This window comes from Amycolatopsis sp. YIM 10 (assembly GCF_009429145.1).
Lineage (GTDB): Bacteria > Actinomycetota > Actinomycetes > Mycobacteriales > Pseudonocardiaceae > Amycolatopsis.
The window spans coordinates 3655183-3676784 of record NZ_CP045480.1; the positions used below are offsets into that span (position 1 = coordinate 3655183).

Sequence of the window (21602 nt, forward strand, 5' to 3'; positions counted from 1 at the left end):
CATGCGCGCCATCCGCCAGTACGAGTTCGGCCCGGCCGAGAACCTCCGGTACGAGGAGGTCGAGGATCCGAAACCAGGGCACGGGCAGGTGCGGATCCGCGTCCGCGCGGCCGGGGTCCACCTGCTCGACACCTCGATCCGGAAGGGCATCGGCGGCGGGCCGATGCCGCTGCCCACGTTGCCGATGACCCCGGGACGCGAGGTGGCGGGCGTGGTCGACGAACTCGGTCCGGACGCCGACGCGAGCTGGCTGGGCAAGCGGGTGGTGGCGCATCTGGGCGCGGCCAGCGGGGGTTACGCGGAACTGGCCGTCGCGCCGGTGACCGCGCTCCAGGAGATCCCGGACGGCGTCACCGACGAGGGCGCGGTCGCCACCATCGGCACGGGCCGGACCGCGATGGCCGTGCTGAACGAGGCGAAGATCACCGCCGGTGACGCGGTGCTGGTCACCGCGGCGGCCGGGGGCATCGGCAGCTTCGCGGTCCAGTACGCGCACAACGCGGGCGCCTTCGTGATCGGCCTCGCGCGTGGCCAGGAGAAGCTGGCGATCGTCCGCGAACTCGGCGCTGACCTTGCCTTCGACTACTCCGAGGACAACTGGGCCGACCGCGTGCGCGAGGCGCTCGGCGACCGTGAGCTGACCGTCGCGCTGGACGGCGTCGGCGGCAGCCAGGGCGAGGCCGCGCTCGAACTGCTCGGCGTCGGCGGCAGGCTGGTCATGTTCGGCTGGTCGGCCGGGAAGCCGCCGGAACTGTCCGCGATGGACTTCTACGGCCGCGGCCTGACCGTCTCGGTGCCGATCGGCCAGCGCATGCTGCGCGTGCCGGGTGCGATGCGCGCGCTCGAGGACCAGGCGCTGGCCGAGGTGGCCGCGGGGCGGATCATGCCGCTGGTCAACGAGCCGATCCCGCTGGCCGAGGTCGCGCGGGCGCACACCGACCTGGAGTCCCGGCGCACCGTGGGCAAGGTCGTGCTCCGCCCGTGACCGGCGTGTCCCAGCCGTGACGTGAGCATCGCAGCATGCGAGACGGACACCGGGGGCCGACCTCCTAGACTGCGGGTCGTGGCACCACGACCCTTGATCGCACCCAGCATCCTGTCCGCAGACTTCGCCCGGCTCGGCGCGGAGATCGAAGCCGTCGCCCGCGATGGCGAGACCCGGGCCGACTGGGTGCACGTCGACGTGATGGACGCGCACTTCGTGCCGAATCTGACGCTGGGCCTGCCGGTGGTGCAGTCGCTGCTCAAGCACACCGACCTGCCGCTGGACTGCCACCTGATGATCGAGGACCCGGACCGCTGGGCGATCGGGTACGCCGAGGCGGGCGCGCACAACGTGACCGTGCACGCCGAGGCGGCCCACGATCCGGTGAAACTGGCGAAGGACCTGCGGGCGGCCGGGGCCAAGGCGGGCCTGTCGATCAAGCCGGGCACGCCGCTGGAGGACCACCTCGACACGCTCAAGCACTACGACACGCTGCTGGTGATGTCGGTGGAACCGGGCTTCGGCGGGCAGTCGTTCATCGCCGACGTGCTGGAGAAGGTGCGCACCGCGCGCCGCCTGGTCGACACCGGCCACCTCAAGCTGCTCGTCGAGATCGACGGCGGGATCAACGCCGACACCATCGAACAGGCCGCGGAAGCGGGGGTCGACTGCTTCGTCGCGGGCTCCGCGGTCTACGGCGCCGAAGACCCCGGCAAGGCCGTCGCGGCCTTGCGCGAGCAGGCTGCCCGGGCCTCCGGGCGCTGACCGACTACACAGGAGGCCGTTGCAGTGTTCACCGGCATCGTCGAGGAACTCGGCGAGATCACCGCGGTAGAGGAACTCACCGACGCCGCGCGCCTGGCGGTGCGAGGGCCGCTGGTCACCTCGGACGCCAAGCACGGCGATTCGATCGCGGTCAACGGGGTGTGCCTGACCGTGGTCGAGGTCAGCGGTGACACCTTCACCGTGGACGTGGTGCACGAGACGCTGCGCCGCTCCAGCCTGGCGAAGGTGGCCACCGGCGACCGGGTCAACCTGGAGCGCGCGACCGCGCTGGGCGACCGGCTCGGCGGCCACATCATGCAGGGGCACGTGGACGGGACGGGCGTGTTCCTGTCCCGCGACCCCGACGGGCTGACCCACTTCGCGTTGCCGCCCGAGCTGGCCAGGTACGTGGTGGAGAAGGGGTCCATCGCGGTGGACGGGGTGTCACTGACGGTGGCCGCCATCTCCGCCGAGGAGTTCTCGATCGCGCTCATCCCGACCACGCTCGAGCTGACCACTCTCGGCAGGCGGGAACCGGGCGAATCGGTCAATCTCGAGGTCGACGTGCTGGCCAAGTACGTGGAGAAGCTGGCTGCGCCACATCTGCCCGCCTCCGGCGGGCACACGGTGGACAATGGCGGTACTGACGGCGGCACCAAGGAGCAGCGCGGATGAGTGACATCGACGAGTGGGCGCCGGTGAGCGGGACCACCCCCGGCGGCCAGGTCGCCGCGATCGACCGGGCCATCGCCGACATCCGGGCGGGCAAGCCGGTGGTCGTGGTGGACGACGAGGACCGCGAGAACGAGGGCGACCTCATCTTCGCCGCCGAGAAGGCCACCCCGGAGCTGCTGGCCTTCATGGTCCGCTACACCTCGGGCTACGTGTGCGTCGCGCTGACCGAACAGGACTGCCAGCGGCTGGACCTGCCGCCGATGTACCACACCAACCAGGATCAGCGGGGCACCGCGTACACCGTCACGGTGGACGCCGCCGAGGGCATCAGCACCGGCATCTCGGCCGCCGACCGCTGCCAGACCATCCGGCTGCTGGCCGATCCGAAGACCACTCCCGGTGACTTCCGCCGCCCCGGCCACGTGGTGCCGCTGCGTGCCAAGGAGGGCGGCGTGCTGCGGCGGCCGGGGCACACCGAGGCCTCGGTCGACCTGGCGCGACTGGCCGGGCTGTCGCCGGCCGGCGTGCTCTGCGAGATCGTCTCGCAGAAGGACGAGGGCGACATGGCCCGCCGCGACGAGCTGGAGATCTTCGCCGCCGACCACGACCTGCAGCTGATCACCATCGCCGACCTGATCGCCTACCGGCGGCGCACCGAGAAGCAGGTGGAACGGGTCGCCGAGGCACGCATCCCGCTGGCTGCGGGCACCTTCCGCGCGGTTGGCTACGACAGCCTGCTCGACGGCATCGAGCACGTCGCGTTCGTCTACGGCGAGATCGGCGACGGCGAGGACATCCTGGTCCGCGTGCACTCCGAGTGCCTCACCGGCGACGTGTTCGGGTCGCTCCGGTGCGACTGCGGCCCGCAGCTGGACGCCGCGCTGGCCGCGGTGGCCGAGGAGGGCCGCGGCATCGTGCTCTACGTGCGCGGGCACGAGGGCCGGGGGATCGGGCTGCTGCACAAGCTGCAGGCGTACCAGCTGCAGGACGACGGGGCCGACACGGTCGACGCGAACCTGGCGCTCGGCGTGCCCGCCGACGCGCGTGACTACGGCACTGGCGCGCAGATCCTGTGCGACCTCGGCGTGAAGTCGATGCGGCTGCTGACCAACAACCCGGCCAAGCGCGTCGGGCTGGAGGGCTACGGGCTGCGCGTGACCGGGCGGATGCCGCTGCCGATCTCGCCCAACCCGGAGAACCTGCGCTACCTCAAGACCAAGCGCGACCGGATGGGGCACGACCTGTCGCAGCTGGAGCACTTCGACGACGTCGGCGCGGTGGGCGCGGACGACGTGGTGAACGGCGGTAGCGCCCGGTGAGCGGAGAAGGACGGCCGACGAACGGGTTCGACCTGAGCGAGTGCGCGAACCTGCGGCTGGCGATCGTGGCCACCCGGTGGCACGAGGAGATCACCGGCAGCCTGCTCGAGCGCGCGCTGGCCACCGCCCGCGAGGCGAAGCTGGAGGAGGAGCCCACCGTGGTCCGGGTGTCCGGCGCGGTGGAACTGCCGGTGGTCGCGCAGGCGCTGGCGCGCACGCACGACGCGGTGGTCGCGCTCGGCGTGGTGATCCGCGGCGGGACCCCGCACTTCGAGTACGTGTGCGACGCGGTGACCGCGGGGCTGACCAGGGTGGCGCTGGACGAGGGCACGCCGGTCGGCAACGGGGTGCTCACCTGCGACACCGAGCAGCAGGCACTGGACCGGGCCGGGTTGCCCGGTTCGGCCGAGGACAAGGGCGCCGAGGCGACCGTGGCGGCGCTGGACACCGCGCACGTGCTGCGGGGACTGCGGCAGCCGTGGACCGAACGAGGATTCGTGTGACCGGAACGACCATGACCACCGAGCAAGCCGCCGTCTCCGTCCGCCCCCGCCGGGCGGTGTGGATGTGCGCCGCGCTGGCGCTGCTGCTGATCGGCGTGTTCACCACCGTGGCGGTGCTGTTGCGCCAGTCGGACACCGGGGTGATCTTCCAGACCGCCGACCAGGTGGCGATGATCGGCATCGGCGTGCTGCTGGCCGGGCTGACCATGCTCTTCGCGGTGCCGAAGGCGACCGCCGACGCCGAGGGCATCAGCGTGCGCAACGTGTGGGGCACGCGCCGGTTCTCGTGGGGGGAGGTGCTGTCGGTGAGCTTCCCGGACGGCGCTTCCTTCGCGCGGCTCGAACTGCCGGAGGACGAGTACTACTCGGTGCTGGCCGTGCAGGCCGTCGACCGCGAGCGCGCGGTGGCGGCGGTGCGCGCGTTGCGCAAGCTGCACCGCCAGTACCACCAGGACTGAGTGGGAGCCGGGGTCGAGCTGGCTGAACCAGGCCGATTTGACCAGGCTGGGCTGACTCGATCGGGCCGGGTCGAGCTGGCTGGACCGGTCGAGTCGGACCGGACCGGACCGGATCGGCTTGGCCGGGCTGGCCCGATTCGGCTGGGCCGGGTTGAGTCGGTCGTACCGGGCCGGGTCGGTTGAGCCAGGTCGTCGAGTCGGCCGGGCTGGGGCGATTGGTGGGGTCGGGGTTGAGCCGGGCCGGGTCGGTTGGGCCACGGCGAGCTGACTGGACCGGGTCGGCCTGGCCGGGCTGCGGCGATTCAGTTGGGCCGGGTCGAGCCGGGCCGACTCGGCTGCGCCGGGGCGATTCGGTTGGGACGGGTCGAGTAGAGCTAGGCAGGTTGAGCGGGGGTGACCAGGTCGACCCCGCTCAACTCAGCTCGCCTGCCCCGGCCCGACCCGGTCGACGTGGTTGGGTCAGAGTGCCAGGTCGACCACGACCGGGGCGTGGTCCGAGCCGCCCTTGCCTTTGCGTTCCTCGCGGTCGACGTACGAGTCGGTGATCGCGTCGGCGAAGCGGGCTTCGGCGAGTACCAGGTCGATTCGCATGCCGCGGTTCTTCGGGAACGCCAACTGCCGGTAGTCCCAGTAGGTGAACGGGTGGTCGTACTTCAGCGGCCGCGGCAGCACATCGGCGAGCCCGGCGGCGAGCACCTGCTCCAGCGCCTCGCGCTCCGGGGCGGTCACGTGCGTCGAGTCGGCGTAGGCGGTGATGTCCCAGACGTCCACGTCGGCGGGCGCGATGTTGAAGTCACCGAGCACGGCGAAGGGCAGATCGAGCTTCTTCTCCGCCTCGATCGTCTCGCGCAGCGCGTTCAACCAGTTCAACTTGTAGTCGTAGTGGGCGTGCCCCGGCACACGCCCGTTCGGCACGTACACCGACCACACCCGTACCCCGCCACACGTCGCGCCGATCGCGCGCGGTTCGACCGCGTCCTCGTAGCCGGGCTGGTCGACGAGCCCGCGCTGCACGTCCTCCAAGCCGACGCGCGACAGGATGGCCACCCCGTTCCACCGGCCGACACCGTAGGCCGCGGTCTCGTAGCCGAGTTCGCGGACCTCCGCGTGCGGGAACGCATCGCTGTCGCACTTGAGTTCCTGGAGACACAACACGTCGGGCTGGTTCGACTCGAGCCAGGCCAGCAGCCGCGGCAACCGGGCGCCGACGGAGTTCACGTTCCAGGTGGCGATGCGCATGCGCCCATTGTCCAGACCGGCCCCACCCATGGGAACGGCCGCCCCCGCCGGGTCAGGGCCCGGCGGAAGCGGCCGCGGATCGGGGCCGGTCGAACTACTCAGACGCCGGCGGTCTGGCTGATCCAGGAGCGGCTGGCGGCGACGCTCCCGTAGTTGTTGGTGCCGGTGGTGTTGCTGCCGTCCTGGTTCTGCACGGTGGACGCGACCCCGACCTGCTTGCCGTCGGCGATCTGGGGGCCGCCCGAGTCGCCCTTCCACGCCGAGCCGTTGACGCCCTCGCTCTGGATGGCCGGGCCGCCACGCGCGTCGGTCGACTCGCCGATCACCTCGACCTTGGCGGTCTTGAGCACCGGTGACGCCGGGCCGGTCGGGGTGGTGCGACCCCAGCCGTAGATGTCGTTGGTCGAGCCGACGGCCGGGTCCGCGTCGCCGAGGGTGATGAAGTCGGCCTCGATCGGCGTGGTCAGGTGCAGCAGCGCGATGTCGCCCTCCGGCGAGACCTCCTGCCGGTCCACCGCCGACTCGGTGCCCGAGCCGAGGTCGTTGCTGCCGACCTTCACGCTCATCGAGTCACCGAGGCAGTGCTCGGCGGTGAGCACCCACTCGGCGGCGATGATGCTGCCGGAGCAGTTGAAGTTCCCGCCGACGTAGATCTGGGCACCCCACGGCACGGCCGGGGCGTCCTCGCCGCCGACGATGAACGGCTGAACGCCATTGGCACTGGCGACACCGCCGGCGAACAGGGTCATGGCGAGCGTGGCGGAGGCGGCACAGGCGGCGCCAAGGGTACGAACTCGGCTCACAGTCGAGGTCCTTTCGGGAAACCGGGCTTCAGGACCACCGAGGATTTCGGCGTTGCAGCGGAACGTAATCAACCGCGTCACACCACAGGTACCGACGAACGTCGGATGGTGGCGGGTTCCCTACGTAAGGAGGTAATTTTCCTACCGCGCGTCATAACGTCACCGGATCCGGTTCTTCCGGAGTTCCACCCGGCGGGTGAGGGCCGGGGGTGCGCGAGACTGTCGGGGCGGCGCCATAGGCTTGTCGTCGTGGCTGACCCGTCGACCTACCGCCCTTCGCCGGGGAGCATTCCCGACGCCCCCGGTGTGTACAAGTTCCGCGATTCCACCCGCCGGGTCGTCTACGTCGGCAAGGCGAAGAGCCTGCGCAGCCGGTTGAACTCGTACTTCGCCGACCTGTCCGGGCTGCACCCGCGCACCCGGCAGATGGTCACCACCGCGGCGAGCGTCGAGTGGACCGTGGTCGGCACCGAGGTCGAGGCCCTCCAGCTGGAGTACAACTGGATCAAGGAGTTCGACCCGCGGTTCAACGTGCGCTACCGCGACGACAAGACCTATCCGGTCCTCGCGGTGACCCTGCACGAGGAGTTTCCCCGGCTGCACGTCTACCGCGGCTCCCGCAAGCGCGGGGTCCGTTACTTCGGCCCGTACGCGCACGCGTGGGCGATCCGCGAAACGCTCGACCTTCTGCTCCGGGTGTTCCCGGCGCGCACCTGCTCGGCCGGGGTCTTCCGGCGGCACACCCAGATCGGCAGGCCGTGCCTGCTCGGTTACATCGGCAAGTGCTCCGCGCCGTGCGTCGGCCGCGTGTCCGCCGACGAGCACCGCGGCATCGTCGAGGACTTTTGCGACTTCCTCGCCGGGCGCACCGACCTGATGATGCGCCGCCTGGAGCGCGAAATGGCCCAGGCATCCGAGGAGCTGGAGTTCGAGCGGGCCGCCAGGCTGCGCGACGACCTCGGCGCGCTGCGTCGCGCGATGGAGAAGCAGGCGGTGGTGCTCGGCGACGGCACCGATGCCGACGTCGTGGCCTTCGCGCACGACGAACTCGAGGCCGCGGTCCAGGTCTTCCACGTGCGCGGCGGCCGGGTGCGGGGGCAGCGCGGCTGGGTGGTCGACAAGGCCGAGGAGATGGACGTGCCCGCGCTGGTGGAGCAGTTCATCGCGCAGTTCTACGGTGAACAGGCCGAACTCGACCCTGGCGAGGAAGGTACCGGCACGCCGGTGCCGCGCGAGGTGCTCGTGCCCGAACTGCCCGCCGACGCCGAAGCGGTGGAGGAGTGGCTGTCCGGCCTGCGCGGCGCGAAGGTGCGGCTGCGCGTCCCCCAGCGGGGTGACAAGCGCGCGCTCGCCGAAACCGTGACCCGCAACGCCTCGGAGGCCTTCGCCCAGCACAAGCTGCGCCGCGCCGGCGACCTCACCGCCCGCTCGGCCGCGCTCGCCGAACTGCAGGAGCACCTGGCGCTGGACTCGGCCCCGCTGCGCATCGAGTGCGTGGACATCAGCCACATCGCCGGTACCGACGTGGTCGCCTCGCTGGTGGTCTTCGAGGACGGCGTGCCGCGCAAGTCCGAGTACCGCCGGTTCGCCCTGCGCGAGGCCGCCGAAGAGGGTGACGTCGCCTCGATCGCCGAGGTGGTGCGCCGCCGGTTCGCCCGGTACCTGAAGGAGACCAGCGAGAGCGCCGACGCCGACGCGCCGACCGGTCCGGAGGGCCCGGCGCCGGGCATCGATCCGGAGACCGGCCGCCCGCGGAAGTTCGCCTACCCGCCGAACCTGCTGGTGGTCGACGGGGCCGGACCGCAGGCCACCGCCGCCGCGGACGTGCTCGCCGAGCTGGGCATCACCGACGTCGCGGTGGTCGGGCTGGCGAAACGCCTCGAGGAGGTGTGGCTGCCTGCCGATCCGGACCCGGTCATCCTGCCGCGTACCTCCGACGCGCTGTACCTTCTGCAACGCGTGCGCGACGAGGCGCACCGGTTCGCGATCAGGTACCACCGCGAGAAGCGGTCGAAGCGGCTTCAGATGTCCGCATTGGACGGTGTGCCGGGTCTCGGGCAGGCACGGCGCACCGCGCTGATCAAGCACTTCGGCTCGGTGAAGAAACTCAAGCAGGCCACGGTGGACGAGATCTCGGGAGTGCCCGGTGTCGGCAGGCGCACCGCGCAGGCGGTGCACGCGGCGCTGGCCGGAGAGGGTTCCACCACCAGAGAAGGGGAAACGGGCGCGTGAGCGGGGAGCAGGAGAACAGGGAGCACACCTCCGGAATGGAGGTGGCGGTGGTCAGCGGCCTGTCCGGGGCCGGGCGGAGCACCGCGGCGAAGTGCCTGGAGGACCTCGGCTGGTTCGTGGTGGACAACCTGCCGCCGGAACTGATCGCCACCATGGTCGAGCTGGGTGCACAGGCCAGGGGCGCGATCACCAAGGTGGCGGTGGTGATGGACGTGCGCTCGCGCGCCTTCACCGACGACCTCGCCTCGGTGATCAAGGACCTCGACGCCCGCGGTTACAAGCCGAGGGTGCTGTTCCTGGAGGCCACCGACGCGGTGCTGGTGCGCCGGTTCGAGGCGGTCCGGCGCGGGCACCCGATGCAGGGCGACGGCAGGCTCGCTGACGGCATCACCGCCGAGCGCGCGCTGCTGGCGCCGCTGCGCGAGGAGGCCGACCTGGTGCTGGAGACCTCGGCGCTGTCGGTGCACGAGCTGCGCGCCAAGATCGAGGACGCCTTCGGCTCCGAGGCCAGCACGCAGACCAGGGTCACCGTGCTGTCCTTCGGCTACAAGTACGGCCTGCCGATGGACGCCGACCTGGTGATGGACGTGCGGTTCCTGCCGAACCCGTTCTGGATCCCGGAACTGCGCGAGCACACCGGGCTCGACGGCGAGGTGCGCAACTACGTGCTCAGCCAGGAGGGCGCCGAGGAGTTCCTCGACCGCTACCATCAGCTGCTGCGCCTGGTCGGGGCCGGCTACAAGCGCGAGGGCAAGCGGTACCTGACCCTCGCCGTCGGCTGCACCGGTGGCAAGCACCGCAGCGTCGCCCTGTCCGAGGAACTGGCGCGACGTCTGTCCAATGAGGACGGAATGGCGGTCAAGGTCGTGCACCGCGACCTCGGCCGCGAATGAGCGAGCACTAGTTGGGAGCGGATTTTGCGCGCTGTCGCGCTCGGTGGCGGGCACGGCCTGCACGCCACCCTCACCGCGTTGCGGCGGATCACCGAGGACGTCACCGCGGTGGTGACCGTCGCCGACGACGGGGGGTCGTCGGGACGGCTGCGCCGCGAACTGGGGCTGCTGCCGCCCGGTGACCTGCGGCAGGCGCTGGCCGCGCTGACCGCCACCGAGGACGGCGGCACGCTGTGGGCGGAGGTGTTCCAGCACCGGTTCGGCGGCAACGGCGCGCTCAACGGGCACGCGGTGGGCAACCTGCTGCTGGCTGGGTTGTTCGAGGTGCTCGGGGATCCGGTGGCCGCGCTCGACGAGGCGGTCCGGCTGGTCGGCGCGTCCGGCCGGGTGCTGCCGATGTGCCCGGAACCGCTGGAGATCGAGGCCGAGGTGACCGGGCTGGAGAACGGCGCGGTCAGCCGCATCCGCGGTCAGGTCGCGGTGGCCAGCACCCCCGGACAGGTCAACCGGATCACCCTGCGCAACCCCGGCCGTCCCGGGGAACCACCGGCGGCCTGTGCCGAAGCGGTGGACGCGGTCCTCGGCGCGGACGCGGTTTTCCTCGGGCCCGGCTCGTGGTTCACCAGCGTGCTGCCGCACCTTCTGGTGCCCGGACTGCACGACGCGCTGGTGCGCACGAAGGCGACCAAGGTGGTCATCCTCAACCTCATCCCGCAACCGGGTGAGACGGCTGGCTTCTCACCCGAACGGCATCTGCACGTACTCTTCGAGCACGCTCCCCGGCTGAAGGTGGACGTGGTGGTCGCCGACCGCGACTGGGTGCCCACCCCGGTCCGGTTGCGCCAGGCCGCCGCGGAGCTGGGAGCGACAGCGCATCTGGTCTCCATCGCCGACCCGGACGTGGCGGGCAGGCACGACCCGGATGCGCTGGCGAAGTGCGTGCGAGAGGCTCTCGGCCTGGCGGGCCGGGGCGAAAAGGCAGAGCAGGAGGGGCAGGGGCGATGGCGATGACCGCGTCGGTCAAGGACGAGCTGAGCCGGCTGGAGATCACCAAGATCGGGCCACGGCGGTCGGAGGTGGCTTCCCTGCTGCGGTTCGCCGGCGGTCTGCACATCGTCGGCGGGCGGGTCGTGGTCGAGGCCGAGCTGGACACCGGTTCGGTGGCGCGGCGGCTGCGCCGGGAGATCCACGACCTGTACGGGCACCAGTCCGATGTGCACGTGATCTCCTCCAGCGGCCTGCGCAAGGGCACCCGGTACGTGGTGCGCGTGGTCAAGGACGGGGAGGGCCTGGCCAGGCAGACCGGGCTGATCGACCAGCGCGGGCGCCCGGTGCGCGGACTGCCGGCGGCCGTGGTCTCCGGCGGGGTGGCCGACGCCGAAGCCGCCTGGCGCGGTGCTTTCCTGGCGCACGGCTCGCTCACCGAACCGGGTCGTTCGTCCTCTTTGGAGGTCACCTGTCCCGGACCGGAGGCGGCGCTGGCACTGGTCGGCGCGGCCAGGCGCCTCGGCATCCAGGCGAAGTCGCGCGAGGTGCGCGGTGCGGACCGCGTGGTGGTGCGCGACGGCGACGCGATCGGCGCGCTGCTGACGCGGCTCGGCGCGCATTCGAGCGTGCTGCAGTGGGAAGAGCGCCGGATGCGCCGCGAGGTGCGGGCCACCGCGAACCGGCTGGCGAACTTCGACGACGCGAACCTGCGGCGCTCGGCGCGCGCCGCGGTCGCCGCCGCGGCCAGGGTGGAACGCGCGCTGGACATCCTCGGCGACTCGGCGCCGGACCACCTGCTCGCCGCGGGCAAGCTCCGGCTGTCCAACCGGCAGGCTTCGCTGGAGGAACTGGGCCAGCTCTCCGACCCGGTGATGACCAAGGACGCGGTGGCCGGGCGGATCCGGCGGCTGCTCGCGATGGCCGACAAGAAGGCCCGCGAGACCGGGGTGCCGGACACCGAGTCGGCGGTCACCGCGGAGATGCTCGAAGAAGAAGCCTGACCCGGGAAGCGACTGGGGTGGCCCGCCGCCGCTCAACCACCCCAGCCGCCACCGGTTATCCGGTGCGACCGTTCGCGTACCGGATGTCTATGTGCAGCACGCGGTCGTTGCCTGCCACGCCGTCCTTGTCGGTGGTCGTGGTCAGCCAGATGTCACCGTCGCGATCGACCTCGACCGTGCGCAACCGGTTGTACGTGCCCTGGAAATACGCCTTCTGCTCGACCAGATTCGAGTTGCCGTCGATCCGCAGCCGGTAGACGCGCTGGCCAACGGTGGTGGCGACAAAAACGTGGTCGTTGATGATGGTCAGCCCGCTCGGCGAGGCCGACGAGGTGGACCAGGTCTTCTTCGGCGCGATGGTGCCGGAGCAGGTGCCCGAGGTGCCTTCGCAGCCGGGCCAGCCGTAGTTGCCGCCCTTGGTGATCAGGTTGACCTCGTCCTGGCTGGAGTTGCCGAACTCCGATGACCACAGCCTGCCCTTCGAATCGAAGTCCAGGCCCTGGACGTTGCGGTGGCCGTAGCTCCAGATCGCCTTGCCGGGGAACGGGTTGTCCGCCGGGATGGTGCCGTCGGGATGGATGCGCAGGATCTTTCCCGCGTTGTTGTTCAGGTTCTGCGCGTTGCTGCCGTTCTGGGCGTCACCGGTGGAGATGAACAGGTACTTGCCGTCCGGGCTGAACCGCAGCCGTCCGCCGTTGTGGTACTTGCTCTTCGGCACACCGCCCAGCAGCGTGGTCCAGCCGGACAGCTGGTTGCCGGTCAGTTTCGCGCGCACGAGCTGATTTCCGCCGCTCGCGGTGTGGTAGACGTAGACGAACCCGTCGGTGGCGAAGGTGGGGGAGATCTCCACGCCGAGCGCGCCGCCCTCGCCGGTCGTGCCCATCGCGCCGGGCACCTTGCCGAGCGGCGTGCGGGTGCCGGACTCGGTCAGCCGGTAGATGTTGAAGGTCTCGCGTTCGGTGATGATCGCCGAGCCGTCGGGCAGGAAGCCGAGTCCCCAGGCGATATCGGTGCCGCCGCCGATCTGGGTGACCGTGCCGGGATCGGGCACGCCCGCCGGACCGCCGCCGGCCGGGGTCACGGTGATCTCGTTGCCGAAGCCGGAGACGTTCCCGGCGGCGTCCCTGGCGCGGACGCGGAACTTGTACGACTGCCCCGTGGTCAGCCCGCCGACCGTCGCCGTGGTGGCCGCGCCGTCGGCCGAACCGGACTGGACGCCGTCGCGGAAGATGTCGTACCCGGTGACCTTCACGTTGTCGGTGGAGGCACCCCACGCCAGGTCGACGGTCGTCGCGGTCCGGCCGGGTGAACTGAGCGTGCCCGGCACGGTCGGCGACTGGGCGTCCGGTGGCGCGGGATCGGTCTTCACCTGGACCGCGTTGCTGGCGGGGGAGATGTTGCCCGCGGCGTCCTTGGCGAACACGGTCCAGTCGTAGGTGGTGTCGGCGTCGAGGCCGTCGACCGTCGTGGCGAGCACGGCGCCGACGCTCTTCTCCAGCTGACCGTGCTGGTAGATGTCGTAGCCGGTGACGCCGAGGTTGTCGGACGCGGCGTCCCAGGCGAGCGAGACGCTGTTGTGCGTCTTACCGGTTGAACGCAGGTTCGGCGGGGCCTGGGGTGCTTCGGCGTCGGTCGCGGCGACGGTCAGCTTGTCCACGTTGGGGCCGCCGTCGGCGGTCACTGCGGTCGCGCGCACCTTCGCGCCGGCGCTCAGGTTCGCCTTGACCGTGGTGGTCTGCCAGTTGGTCCACGCGCCGGTGCCTGGAAAGGCGTGGTCGTCGACGACCAGGGTGCCGTCGACGGTGATGTCCATCTTGCGGTTCGCCGCGGTGCCGTTGGCGAAGCGGAAGGTCAGGTCGGTCGGACCGGCCGCGCCGGAGGGCACGGTCCACTCCACGTAACCGCCGGTCTCGTTGTCGTAGTTGACGAAGCCGCTGCCGGAGTAGCCGGGGTGGTTGCTTTCGACCACGCCGTTCGACACGAGCGCGTTCTCGGCCTCGTAGTCGGCCGGGGCCGCGTTCGCCGCGGAGGTGGTCACCAGGGTGGTCGCCAGTGCGATCGCCGTCGCCGAGCCGCAGGCCAGGAGCACGCGCGGGGCCGGGGGAACCCGTGATGCACGTGTGGTCACTGAGGCCTCCTAACGTCGTTGTCGGGAGTGCTGCCGGGGGAGTGTCGGGGTGGTGCGGGCGGCGGCGGTAATTGGTTAGGAAAGTTTCCTGTCCGTTAATGGCGATCTCACACCGGAAGACGGTTTGCTGTCAACGGTTGCGGTAAGCGCTTACACAGCGCGAAGCGACCTCACCCGTTCGGGCGAAGCCGGGATTACCTTGCGACCGGACTCAGTCCGCGACGTCGGCGTGGGCGAGCACCTTGGTGATCTTCGCCCGAACGAGGTATTCGCCGGGCACGGCGTTCCGCTTGCCGAACGCGGCGCCCTGCTCGGCGCCCATGTACCGGGTGCCGATCCTGGTCGCCCACTCCAGCATCTCGCCGAGGTCCTCGTGCAGCGTGGCCTCGGCGGTGAACTGCAGGTACGAGTACGGCGGACGCTGGTCGTCCACGCACAGCGAGAACCGCGGGTCGCGCCGGAAGGCCTTGCCCTTGAGCGAATCCCGCCCGGTGTTGAAGATCAGCTCGTCGTACCCGGGGCCTTCGTTCAGCACGAACCAGATCGGCGTGACGTGCGGCGCGCCGTTCGCCCGCACCACGGCCAGCTTGCCCGTTCGAGTGCCCTCGCTCGCGAAGGCCCACCACTCGTCCCTGCTCATCTCACGCATGGGGCAGACGCTACCGATGCGCCCGCTGGCGCGCCCATCGCGAAAGGCTAACCTGGCTCGCTGTGCACACCGAAGAGCTGATCACCGCGGGCGACGAGGGGCTGACCCGCCGGCTGAAGGCGCTCGCCTGCACCGCGCCGCTGCACGACCTCGACGCGCGCAAGGCCAAGCTCGACTGGGCCGACGCCACGGTCTACCAGATGGCCGAGATCGCGCTGCACACCATCGACCAGGTCACCATCGCGATGGACTTCGACACCGGCGCGGACCACCACCAGGTGGTGCAGCGCCTGCTGCCGTTCATCGCCTCGCAGGCCCCGCACCGCCCCGCCGCCGAGCACACCAGGGTGGCGCGCTGGGTGCTGGACAACCTGATCAACGTCGGCACCACCGACCGCGGTTTCCGCCGGGTCTACGGCTCGGTCGGCGCGGACGGCGCCTACCAGCGCCGCGCCTTCGACTTCAAGCTGCTGGTCGAGCTGGCCGCACCGGACGGCGAGGTGTACCTGCGCGCCACCGACGAGGCGATCAACGTGCTGGTCGGCGCGCTGGACACCGACGTCGAGTCGGCGCAGATCGCGGCCGAGGTCAAGCTGGAGAACCTGATCAGCCGGGGCAGGCTGACCGATGCCAAGCTCGCCGCCGAGCAGGCCCGCTACCGCACCGTCCAGTACGGCGAGACGCTGCGCGCGAAGCTGGACGCCACCCGGCGCGACGTGCGCGCGGTCGACTGGGAGCTGGAGATCCCGGACCTGCTGGACTCCGCGCTCACCCACATCGAGTCCCGGTTCCGCGCGGAGAACGCGATCCTGAAGAACATCACCGCCGCCCGTGACGAGGCCGAGGACCCGGTGCACAAGCGCCGCGCGGCCGAGCTGGTGGACATCGTCGGCGAGTGCATCCGGCGGCACACCCAGCTCCAGTCGCGGCTGCAGGCCGCCGGCGCGATCTTCCGCGCCGAGCAGGACCGCCAGCAGTTCTCCGGGCCGCCGCAGCGCGCCGCGATCGACCTGTTCGGCCAGCTGCTGGTGCCCACGCTGGGGCTGCCGCTGGCCGACGCGGTCGAACCCATGCGACGGTACTTCCACGCCGGGATCGGGGTGACCGTGCCGGTGGTGCCGTCGCTGTCCGCGCTGGTCTCGCTGCTGCTGCGCCCGGCTCCCGAACGCGACCGGCTGGTCGGCGAGGTGCCGGAGCCCGAACTGCTGCCCGCCGAGGAGACCGACCGCTACTCCGACGAGCAGTGGCGCCAGGCCGACGAGCTGCTCACCCTGCCCGAGGTGCCGCGCCGGTTGTCCGGGCTGATCGAGGAGGCTCGCAGGCTGGACCCGTCGCTGCCCCGCCTGGTCGCGCTGCGCGCGGTGCACGCCTATGGTCCTGAGGTCGGCGCGGCCATCCGCCAGGGGGAGCGGCGGGTGCTGCTGGCCGTGGACGACGGCACCGAGCTCGACGACCCGGAGTTCGGCGGGGCCGACCTGCTGCTGATGACCGCGCAAGTCGATCAAGGGGAAAACACCGAGGGGGCCGCGTGAGCGCGCTGACCAACGACGCCGAAGCGGCGGCCAGGCTGATCTCGTTCGGCATGCGGCCGAAGCAGCTGCCCGCCCGCGACGTGGTCTACGGCGACCTGGTCCGGCGCTACGGCGAGGACAGCGCGTTCAAGCAGCTGACCCACGCGGTGGCGGCCGGGCTCGGGCTGATGGTGCTGGAGGTGAGCACCGCCGCCGGTGCCGTGCTCGCGGCCACCGACGAGTCGGTGTTCGAGATCAAGATGGACAGCTACGCGCGCCAGAGCAAGATCCGCGAGCGTCGCGACACCGAGAAGGTGCTGCACGGGCTGATCCACCTGGCCGTCGCCGCGCTCGGTTTCCCCCGCCCGGACGACCTGGCCAACGACACCTACATCGGCCGGGTCAGCGTCGAGCAGGTCGACGGCATGGTCCGCGAGGCGTGCCGCATCCTCGACGAGCGCGCGGCCGCCGCCGAGGCGAACAACGACCCGCTGGCCGACGCCCCCGAGCTGGAGCAGGCGTGGCGCGCCTACGCCCGCCGCCCGGCGGCCGCGGCGACCAAGGACGGCAGGCTCGCCCCGGACACCACCCGCGGCATGGTCGCCCGCGCCCTGCGCTTCCTCGCCGACCAGGGCTTCCTGGTGCAGGTCAGCACCGAGCAGGGCGGGACGTACCGGACCACCCCGCGCTACCAGATCCAGGTCCGCGAGCTGGCCGCCGACCTGGCCTTCGAGGAGCTGCTGGCGCTCGGTGTGCTCGAGGTCGCCGACGGCGGCGGCAGCCTGCGCGCGACCATCTCGGACACCCTCCAGTAACGGGAACAGCAACCTATGTATGAGCTTTCGCGTGTGCGCCTGCATTCGGTCGGCCCGGCCGGTGCCCGCTACCAGGACGTGCTGCTGGACTTCAGCGGCGTCGGCGAGCCGGTCACCACCCCGCGCCAGGACGCGCTGTTCGCCGCGGGCATCCACTCCGCCGAGACCGGCCCGGTGCGCCGCCCGTCCCCGGCGAGCGTGCTGTTCCTGGAGAACGGTGGCGGCAAGTCGGTGCTGATCAAGCTGATCTTCTCGGTGATGCTGCCGGGACGGCGGCAGGTGGTCGGCACCACCAGCACCCGGGTGCTGGAGAAGTTCGTGGCCGCCAAGGACGTCGCGCACGTGGTGCTGGAGTGGCAGCACACCGAGACCGGCGAGCGGGTGATCACCGGCAAGGCCTCGGAGTGGCGCGGGCACGTGGTGTCCTCGGACCCGGCGAACCTGATCGACTCCTGGTACTGCTTCCGCCCCGGCACCGAGCTGGGCCTTGACTCGCTGCCGCTGACCGAGGACGGCCGCCTGCTCACCCTGTCCGGGTTCCACGAGCGGCTGGCCAAGGCGCACGCCGCCACGCCCGAGCTGGAGCTGTACTGGACGCGGCGGCACGTGGACTGGACCGGCAAGCTCGACCAGCTCGGCCTGGACACCGAACTGTTCCGCTACCAGCGCGCGATGAACGCCGGTGAAGGCGAGGCGGCCGACGCGTTCGCCTTCGGCACCGACGAGGCGTTCGCCGAGTTCCTGCTGCGCGCGGTGCTGTCCGAGGACGAGCCGAAGGAACTCGCCGAGGTGCTGGCCACCTACGCGGAGAACCTGTCGCAGCGCGGCGACCTGATGGCGGAACGGGATTTTGTCGCCGGGGCGCTGGAACTGCTCGGGCCGCTGTCCGACGAGGAGTCGCTGGCCGCCGCCTCGCGCAAGCTGGCCGGGACGGCCCGCGCCGACCTGGCCGAGCTGGCCGGGATGATCGCCGCGCGCGAGAAGGTGGAAAGCGACCGGCTCGAAGTCCTCGAAGCGCACGTCGAGGAACTCAAGACCGCGGAGAAGCTGGCCGAGGGTGACCACCGCAGGCTCACCGCCGCGGTCACCGAGCTGCGCCGCGTGGTCGCCGGGATGCTGCTGGAGGAGGCCACCGAAGCGCGCAAGCGCCTCGACGAGTCCTACACCGAGGCGAAGGTCGAGGCCGAGGCCTGGCGCGAGACCAACACGGTGCTGGCGCATCTCAACGCCTCGCGCAAGGCACGCGACATCCGCGAGCTGGTCGGCACCCGCGAGCAGAAGGCGCAGCCCGCGCTCGAGGCGAAGAACGCCGCCGCGACGGCGTTCGCCCGCGGGCTGCTCGCACTGGCCAAGGACGCGCAACAGCAGGCGGACGCGGCCGACAAGGCGGCGCGGGCGCTGCTGGCCGAGGCGGAGCGCGCGCAGCAGGACCGGGACGAGGCGACCTCGACCGCGGCGACGCGGCGCGCCGAAGCGGACGGCCTCGCCGGGCGCATCGCCGAAGTGCGGGCGGAGTGCGCCGAAGCGGTTCGCGACGGGCTGCTGACCGATGCCGCCGAGGTCGCCGAAAGCGCGCGGCTGGCGCGTGCGGCCGCCGAGTCGGCGGCTTCGGAACTGGCCAACCGGGAAGCCGAACTGGAGACCGTCGCCGAGGAACTCGGTGCCGCGCAGGCGATCGCGAACGAGGCGCACCAGGCCGCGGGTTCCGCGCGCGACCGGCACGAGCGCGCCGCCGAGGAGCTGGAGCGCGCCACCCGTCGCACCGACAGCCTCGCCGCCGAACCCAGGTTCGTCGAACTGCTCGGCACCGACGACATCCAGCTGGAGACCGACGTCCCGTCGCTGACCGACCGTCTGCGCGAGGCGCGCGCGACGGCGGAACGCGAGCAGACTTCGTTGCGCATGGCCGAATCCGCCGACGAGCGCATTCTCGCCGCGCTGGGCTCGGGTGGCCTGCTGCCGCCGCCGGAAGAAGTGCAGGCGGCGCTCGACGCGCTGGAGTCGGCCGGGATCACCGCGTGGTCCGGCTGGCGTTATTTGTCCAAATTGGATGCCAAGAAGCGCGAAGTGGTGCTTTCCCGCGCACCGCAACTGGTTTCCGGTGTGCTGCTCAACGAGGCCGCCCAGGTGGACCGGGCGCGCGAGGTGCTCACCGGGCTGAAGCTGCTGCCGAGTGCGATGATCGCGGTCGGCACCACGGCCGCCGTCAACGCCGCGGCGGAACAGGGCTCCGAGCTGCCGGACGGTGTCGACTACTGGGAATTTCTCGTGCCGCCCAATCCGGCGATGTACGACGAGGACGCCGCCGACGCCGAACGCCGCGCGGTCGCCGAGCGGCACACCACCCGCCTGCGCCGACTGTCCGCTTTGGACGAATCGCTGGCCGCCGACGGTGCCCTGCTGTGGAAGCTGGCCACCTGGCGCGAGGACTACCCGCCCGGCGCGCTGGCGAACCTCGCCGAACGCGCCCAGTCCGCGATCACCGCCCGCGACAACGCGGAGAAGGCGCTGGCGGCGGCGAACACCGAGCTGGAACGGCTCACCGCCAAGCGGGTTTCCCTGCGCGAGCGCGTGCCGGACCTGCGTGCGGCGCTGGCCACCGCCGAGGACCGCGCGCGGCGGCTGGACGCGCTGGCCGCCCGCGCCGCCAAGATTCCACAGTGGACCGAAGAGGCCGAGCACGCGCGCGAGATCGTCGAGCGGGCCGAGTCGCAGGCGAAGGATTCCGGTGCCAGGGCGGCGAAACTGCGCGAGCAGGCCGGCGAGGAGCAGCGCACCGCGGACGGGCACCGGCGCACCGCCTCCGGGGCGCGGTCCGAACTCGCCGAGGTGCCCGGCGCCGGCTCGGTGAGCGAAGCGGACGAAGCCCCGGCCGAACCGGTGGACGCGCTGCGCCGAGCCTTCGCCTCCGCCGCCGAGGCCTACGCCAAGGTCGAGGTCGGCAGTGACCTGCGTGCCGAACTGGAGCAGGCGGAAAGCGCCGAGGCGAACGCCTACGCGGCGATCGAGGCGCTGCCGGACCCGGTGCGGGCCCGTGCCACCGAACTGCTCGAAACCCCGGACGGCTCCGACGCCTCGGCCCGCTCCGCCGCGCAGGCCAGGGCCGGGCGCGCGGTCGCCGCGCTGGAGGACGAGCGCGCCGAGGTGATCGCGCTGGTCGCCACCCGCAAGGCCGAACTCGAGCAATTGCCGCGGCAGAGCGGATCGGCCGATTCCGGCGAGCGCCCGCGCGACGTCGAACACGGCCGGGAACTGATCGACGCGGCCGGCGTGGAGGTTTCCGCCGCCGCGCGCAAATGGGAGGACCTCACCCGGCAGCGCGCCGACGCGGCGGAAACCTACGAATCCGCGAAGAATTCCTCGGCCGGTTTCGGCCTGCTCGCCGAATCGATGGCGAACCTCGTTCCGGACGGCGACCCCGGCCGGATTTACGACGGCGACCTCGAGTCCGCGCGCGCCAGGTACAACTCGCTCAATTCGACCTGGACCGGTGCGAAGGAAGCGGTCGAGCACGCCGAGAAACGGGTCAGGGAACAGGCCGACGCGCTGGCCCAGTACGCCACCGAGAAACGCTTCGAGAAGCTGAGCACCCCGGTGCGGCAGCAGGTCGTTTCCGTCAAACGGGACAGCCTGCCCGCGCACGCCGCGGAATGGGCCGAAGCGCTGCGTCCGCGCCTGCGCACGCTCACCGACGACCTCGCGCAGATCGACCGCCACCGCTCCGGCATCGTTTCCCGCCTGCAGGGCATGGTCGACGGCGCGCTGCGCACCCTGCGCTCGGCGCAGCGCGTTTCCCGGCTGCCCGACGGGCTGGGGGACTGGTCCGGCCAGGAGTTCCTGCGCATCCGGTTCACCGAACTCGAGGACAACGTGCTCGCCGAACGCCTCGGCGAGGTGGTCGACGAGGCCGCGGTCGGCAAGACCAGCGACGGCCGCGACGTCAAGCGCGACGGCATGTCCCTGCTGCTGCGCTCGGTGCAGGCCGCGGTGCCCAAGGGCTTCCGGGTGGACATGCTCAAACCGGATTCGGTGCTGCGGACCGAACGCCAGCGCGTCTCCGAGATCAGGGACGTGTTCTCCGGCGGGCAGCAGCTGACCGCGGCCATCATCCTCTACTGCACGCTGGCCGCGCTGCGGGCGAACAACCGCGGCAGGCTGCGCAGCCGCCATTCCGGGGTGCTGTTCCTGGACAATCCGATCGGCCGGGCGTCGGCCGGATATCTGCTCGAACTGCAGCGCGCGGTCGCCGACGCGCTCGGCGTGCAGTTGATCTACACCACCGGGTTGTTCGACGCGGGCGCGCTCAGCGAATTCCCGCTCATCGTGCGGTTGCGCAATGACGCGGACCTGCGCGCGGGCCGCAAGTACCTTTCGGTGGACGCGACCATCCGCCGCGAAATGGACGAACTGGGTGAGCCGGATGGCACAGCGCGGCTTTCCGCGGCTCGCATGTTCGTGCGGGGCGGCTGATCCGCCGGAGGTTTGTGAACCTCCCCGAAGTCTTCAGGCAAACGGGTCAAGATCAGGGCATGCCCTTGCCGGTTAACCGGCAGCGGCGCTACCGTCCGGCTCGGTTTCGCGGCCAGAGGGGCCAACGCCTGATACGGGGAGAACATCAGCAGTGATTCCGGCCGCAGCG

Annotated in this window: 17 protein-coding genes; 13 read left to right on the forward strand and 4 right to left on the reverse strand. The window is 71.3% G+C overall.

The genetic code is table 11. The features are described 5' to 3' along the window. Position 1: 1 nt before the first annotated feature. The 6 genes from YIM_RS17775 to YIM_RS17800 all read left to right on the forward strand — a co-directional run bounded on the left by YIM_RS17775 (position 2) and on the right by YIM_RS17800 (position 4705). Positions 2–985, forward strand: a complete 984-nt coding sequence (locus tag YIM_RS17775) for a zinc-binding dehydrogenase (RefSeq protein ID WP_153031418.1) — start codon at positions 2–4, stop codon at positions 983–985. A gap of 93 nt (positions 986–1078) precedes the next feature. Beyond that, positions 1079–1750: a ribulose-phosphate 3-epimerase gene (gene rpe / locus YIM_RS17780; RefSeq protein WP_153037058.1), complete on the forward strand. Its 672-nt coding sequence runs from the start codon at positions 1079–1081 to the stop codon at positions 1748–1750. Positions 1751–1774: 24 nt separating this feature from the next. Then, positions 1775–2425, forward strand: a complete 651-nt coding sequence (locus YIM_RS17785) for a riboflavin synthase (RefSeq protein ID WP_153031419.1) — start codon at positions 1775–1777, stop codon at positions 2423–2425. Further along, positions 2422–3744 carry a bifunctional 3,4-dihydroxy-2-butanone-4-phosphate synthase/GTP cyclohydrolase II gene (locus tag YIM_RS17790; protein WP_153031420.1) on the forward strand — a complete coding sequence of 441 codons (1323 nt, stop codon included), beginning with the start codon at positions 2422–2424 and terminating at the stop codon, positions 3742–3744. The genes YIM_RS17785 and YIM_RS17790 overlap by 4 nt, the downstream gene beginning before the upstream one ends. Beyond that, positions 3741–4247: a 6,7-dimethyl-8-ribityllumazine synthase gene (gene ribH / locus YIM_RS17795; protein WP_153031421.1), complete on the forward strand. Its 507-nt coding sequence runs from the start codon at positions 3741–3743 to the stop codon at positions 4245–4247. The genes YIM_RS17790 and ribH overlap by 4 nt, the downstream gene beginning before the upstream one ends. 11 nt (positions 4248–4258) lie before the next feature. Continuing rightward, positions 4259–4705 (forward strand): PH domain-containing protein, encoded by a 447-nt coding sequence (locus YIM_RS17800; RefSeq protein WP_153037059.1) that lies wholly within the window; start codon positions 4259–4261, stop codon positions 4703–4705. Between the two features lie 459 nt (positions 4706–5164). Here the strand turns inward: YIM_RS17800 and YIM_RS17805 are convergent, their stop codons facing one another. Together YIM_RS17805 and YIM_RS17810 are read right to left on the reverse strand one after the other, a co-directional pair. After that, positions 5165–5944 (reverse strand): exodeoxyribonuclease III, encoded by a 780-nt coding sequence (locus YIM_RS17805; protein WP_153031422.1) that lies wholly within the window; start codon positions 5942–5944, stop codon positions 5165–5167. Between the two features lie 98 nt (positions 5945–6042). Continuing rightward, complete coding sequence (locus tag YIM_RS17810; protein WP_153031423.1) at positions 6043–6747, reverse strand: DUF1986 domain-containing protein; 705 nt, start codon at positions 6745–6747, stop codon at positions 6043–6045. 249 nt (positions 6748–6996) lie between these two features. On the opposite strand from YIM_RS17810, the gene uvrC reads away from it, so the two are divergent. The 4 genes from uvrC to whiA are packed head-to-tail and all read left to right on the forward strand — an operon-like array spanning position 6997 to position 11860. Beyond that, positions 6997–8979 (forward strand): excinuclease ABC subunit UvrC, encoded by a 1983-nt coding sequence (uvrC, locus tag YIM_RS17815; protein WP_153031424.1) that lies wholly within the window; start codon positions 6997–6999, stop codon positions 8977–8979. Positions 8980–9014: 35 nt separating this feature from the next. Beyond that, on the forward strand, positions 9015–9872 hold the full coding sequence (gene rapZ, locus YIM_RS17820; RefSeq protein WP_113691204.1) for an RNase adapter RapZ: 858 nt from the start codon (positions 9015–9017) through the stop codon (positions 9870–9872). Positions 9873–9896: 24 nt separating this feature from the next. After that, on the forward strand, positions 9897–10883 hold the full coding sequence (gene yvcK / locus YIM_RS17825; protein WP_153031425.1) for a uridine diphosphate-N-acetylglucosamine-binding protein YvcK: 987 nt from the start codon (positions 9897–9899) through the stop codon (positions 10881–10883). Then, positions 10874–11860, forward strand: a complete 987-nt coding sequence (whiA, locus tag YIM_RS17830) for a DNA-binding protein WhiA (protein WP_153031426.1) — start codon at positions 10874–10876, stop codon at positions 11858–11860. The genes yvcK and whiA overlap by 10 nt, the downstream gene beginning before the upstream one ends. Before the next feature lie 55 nt (positions 11861–11915). Here the strand turns inward: whiA and YIM_RS17835 are convergent, their stop codons facing one another. Both YIM_RS17835 and YIM_RS17840 read right to left on the reverse strand, forming a co-directional pair. Beyond that, entirely contained in the window at positions 11916–13988 is a 2073-nt protein-coding gene (locus tag YIM_RS17835; RefSeq protein WP_153031427.1) for a PQQ-dependent sugar dehydrogenase, read from the reverse strand. Positions 13989–14199: 211 nt separating this feature from the next. Further along, on the reverse strand, positions 14200–14637 hold the full coding sequence (locus tag YIM_RS17840; protein WP_194240195.1) for a PPOX class F420-dependent oxidoreductase: 438 nt from the start codon (positions 14635–14637) through the stop codon (positions 14200–14202). 80 nt (positions 14638–14717) lie between these two features. Between YIM_RS17840 and YIM_RS17845 the strand changes: the two genes are divergently transcribed. The 3 genes from YIM_RS17845 to YIM_RS17855 are packed head-to-tail and all read left to right on the forward strand — an operon-like array spanning position 14718 to position 21433. Beyond that, positions 14718–16169 (forward strand): hypothetical protein, encoded by a 1452-nt coding sequence (locus YIM_RS17845; protein ID WP_153037061.1) that lies wholly within the window; start codon positions 14718–14720, stop codon positions 16167–16169. A 50-nt stretch (positions 16170–16219) separates the two neighbouring features. Continuing rightward, positions 16220–16963 (forward strand): hypothetical protein, encoded by a 744-nt coding sequence (locus YIM_RS17850; RefSeq protein ID WP_153037062.1) that lies wholly within the window; start codon positions 16220–16222, stop codon positions 16961–16963. A 15-nt stretch (positions 16964–16978) separates the two neighbouring features. Next, positions 16979–21433, forward strand: a complete 4455-nt coding sequence (locus YIM_RS17855; protein ID WP_153031428.1) for a hypothetical protein — start codon at positions 16979–16981, stop codon at positions 21431–21433. Positions 21434–21602 lie beyond the last annotated feature (169 nt).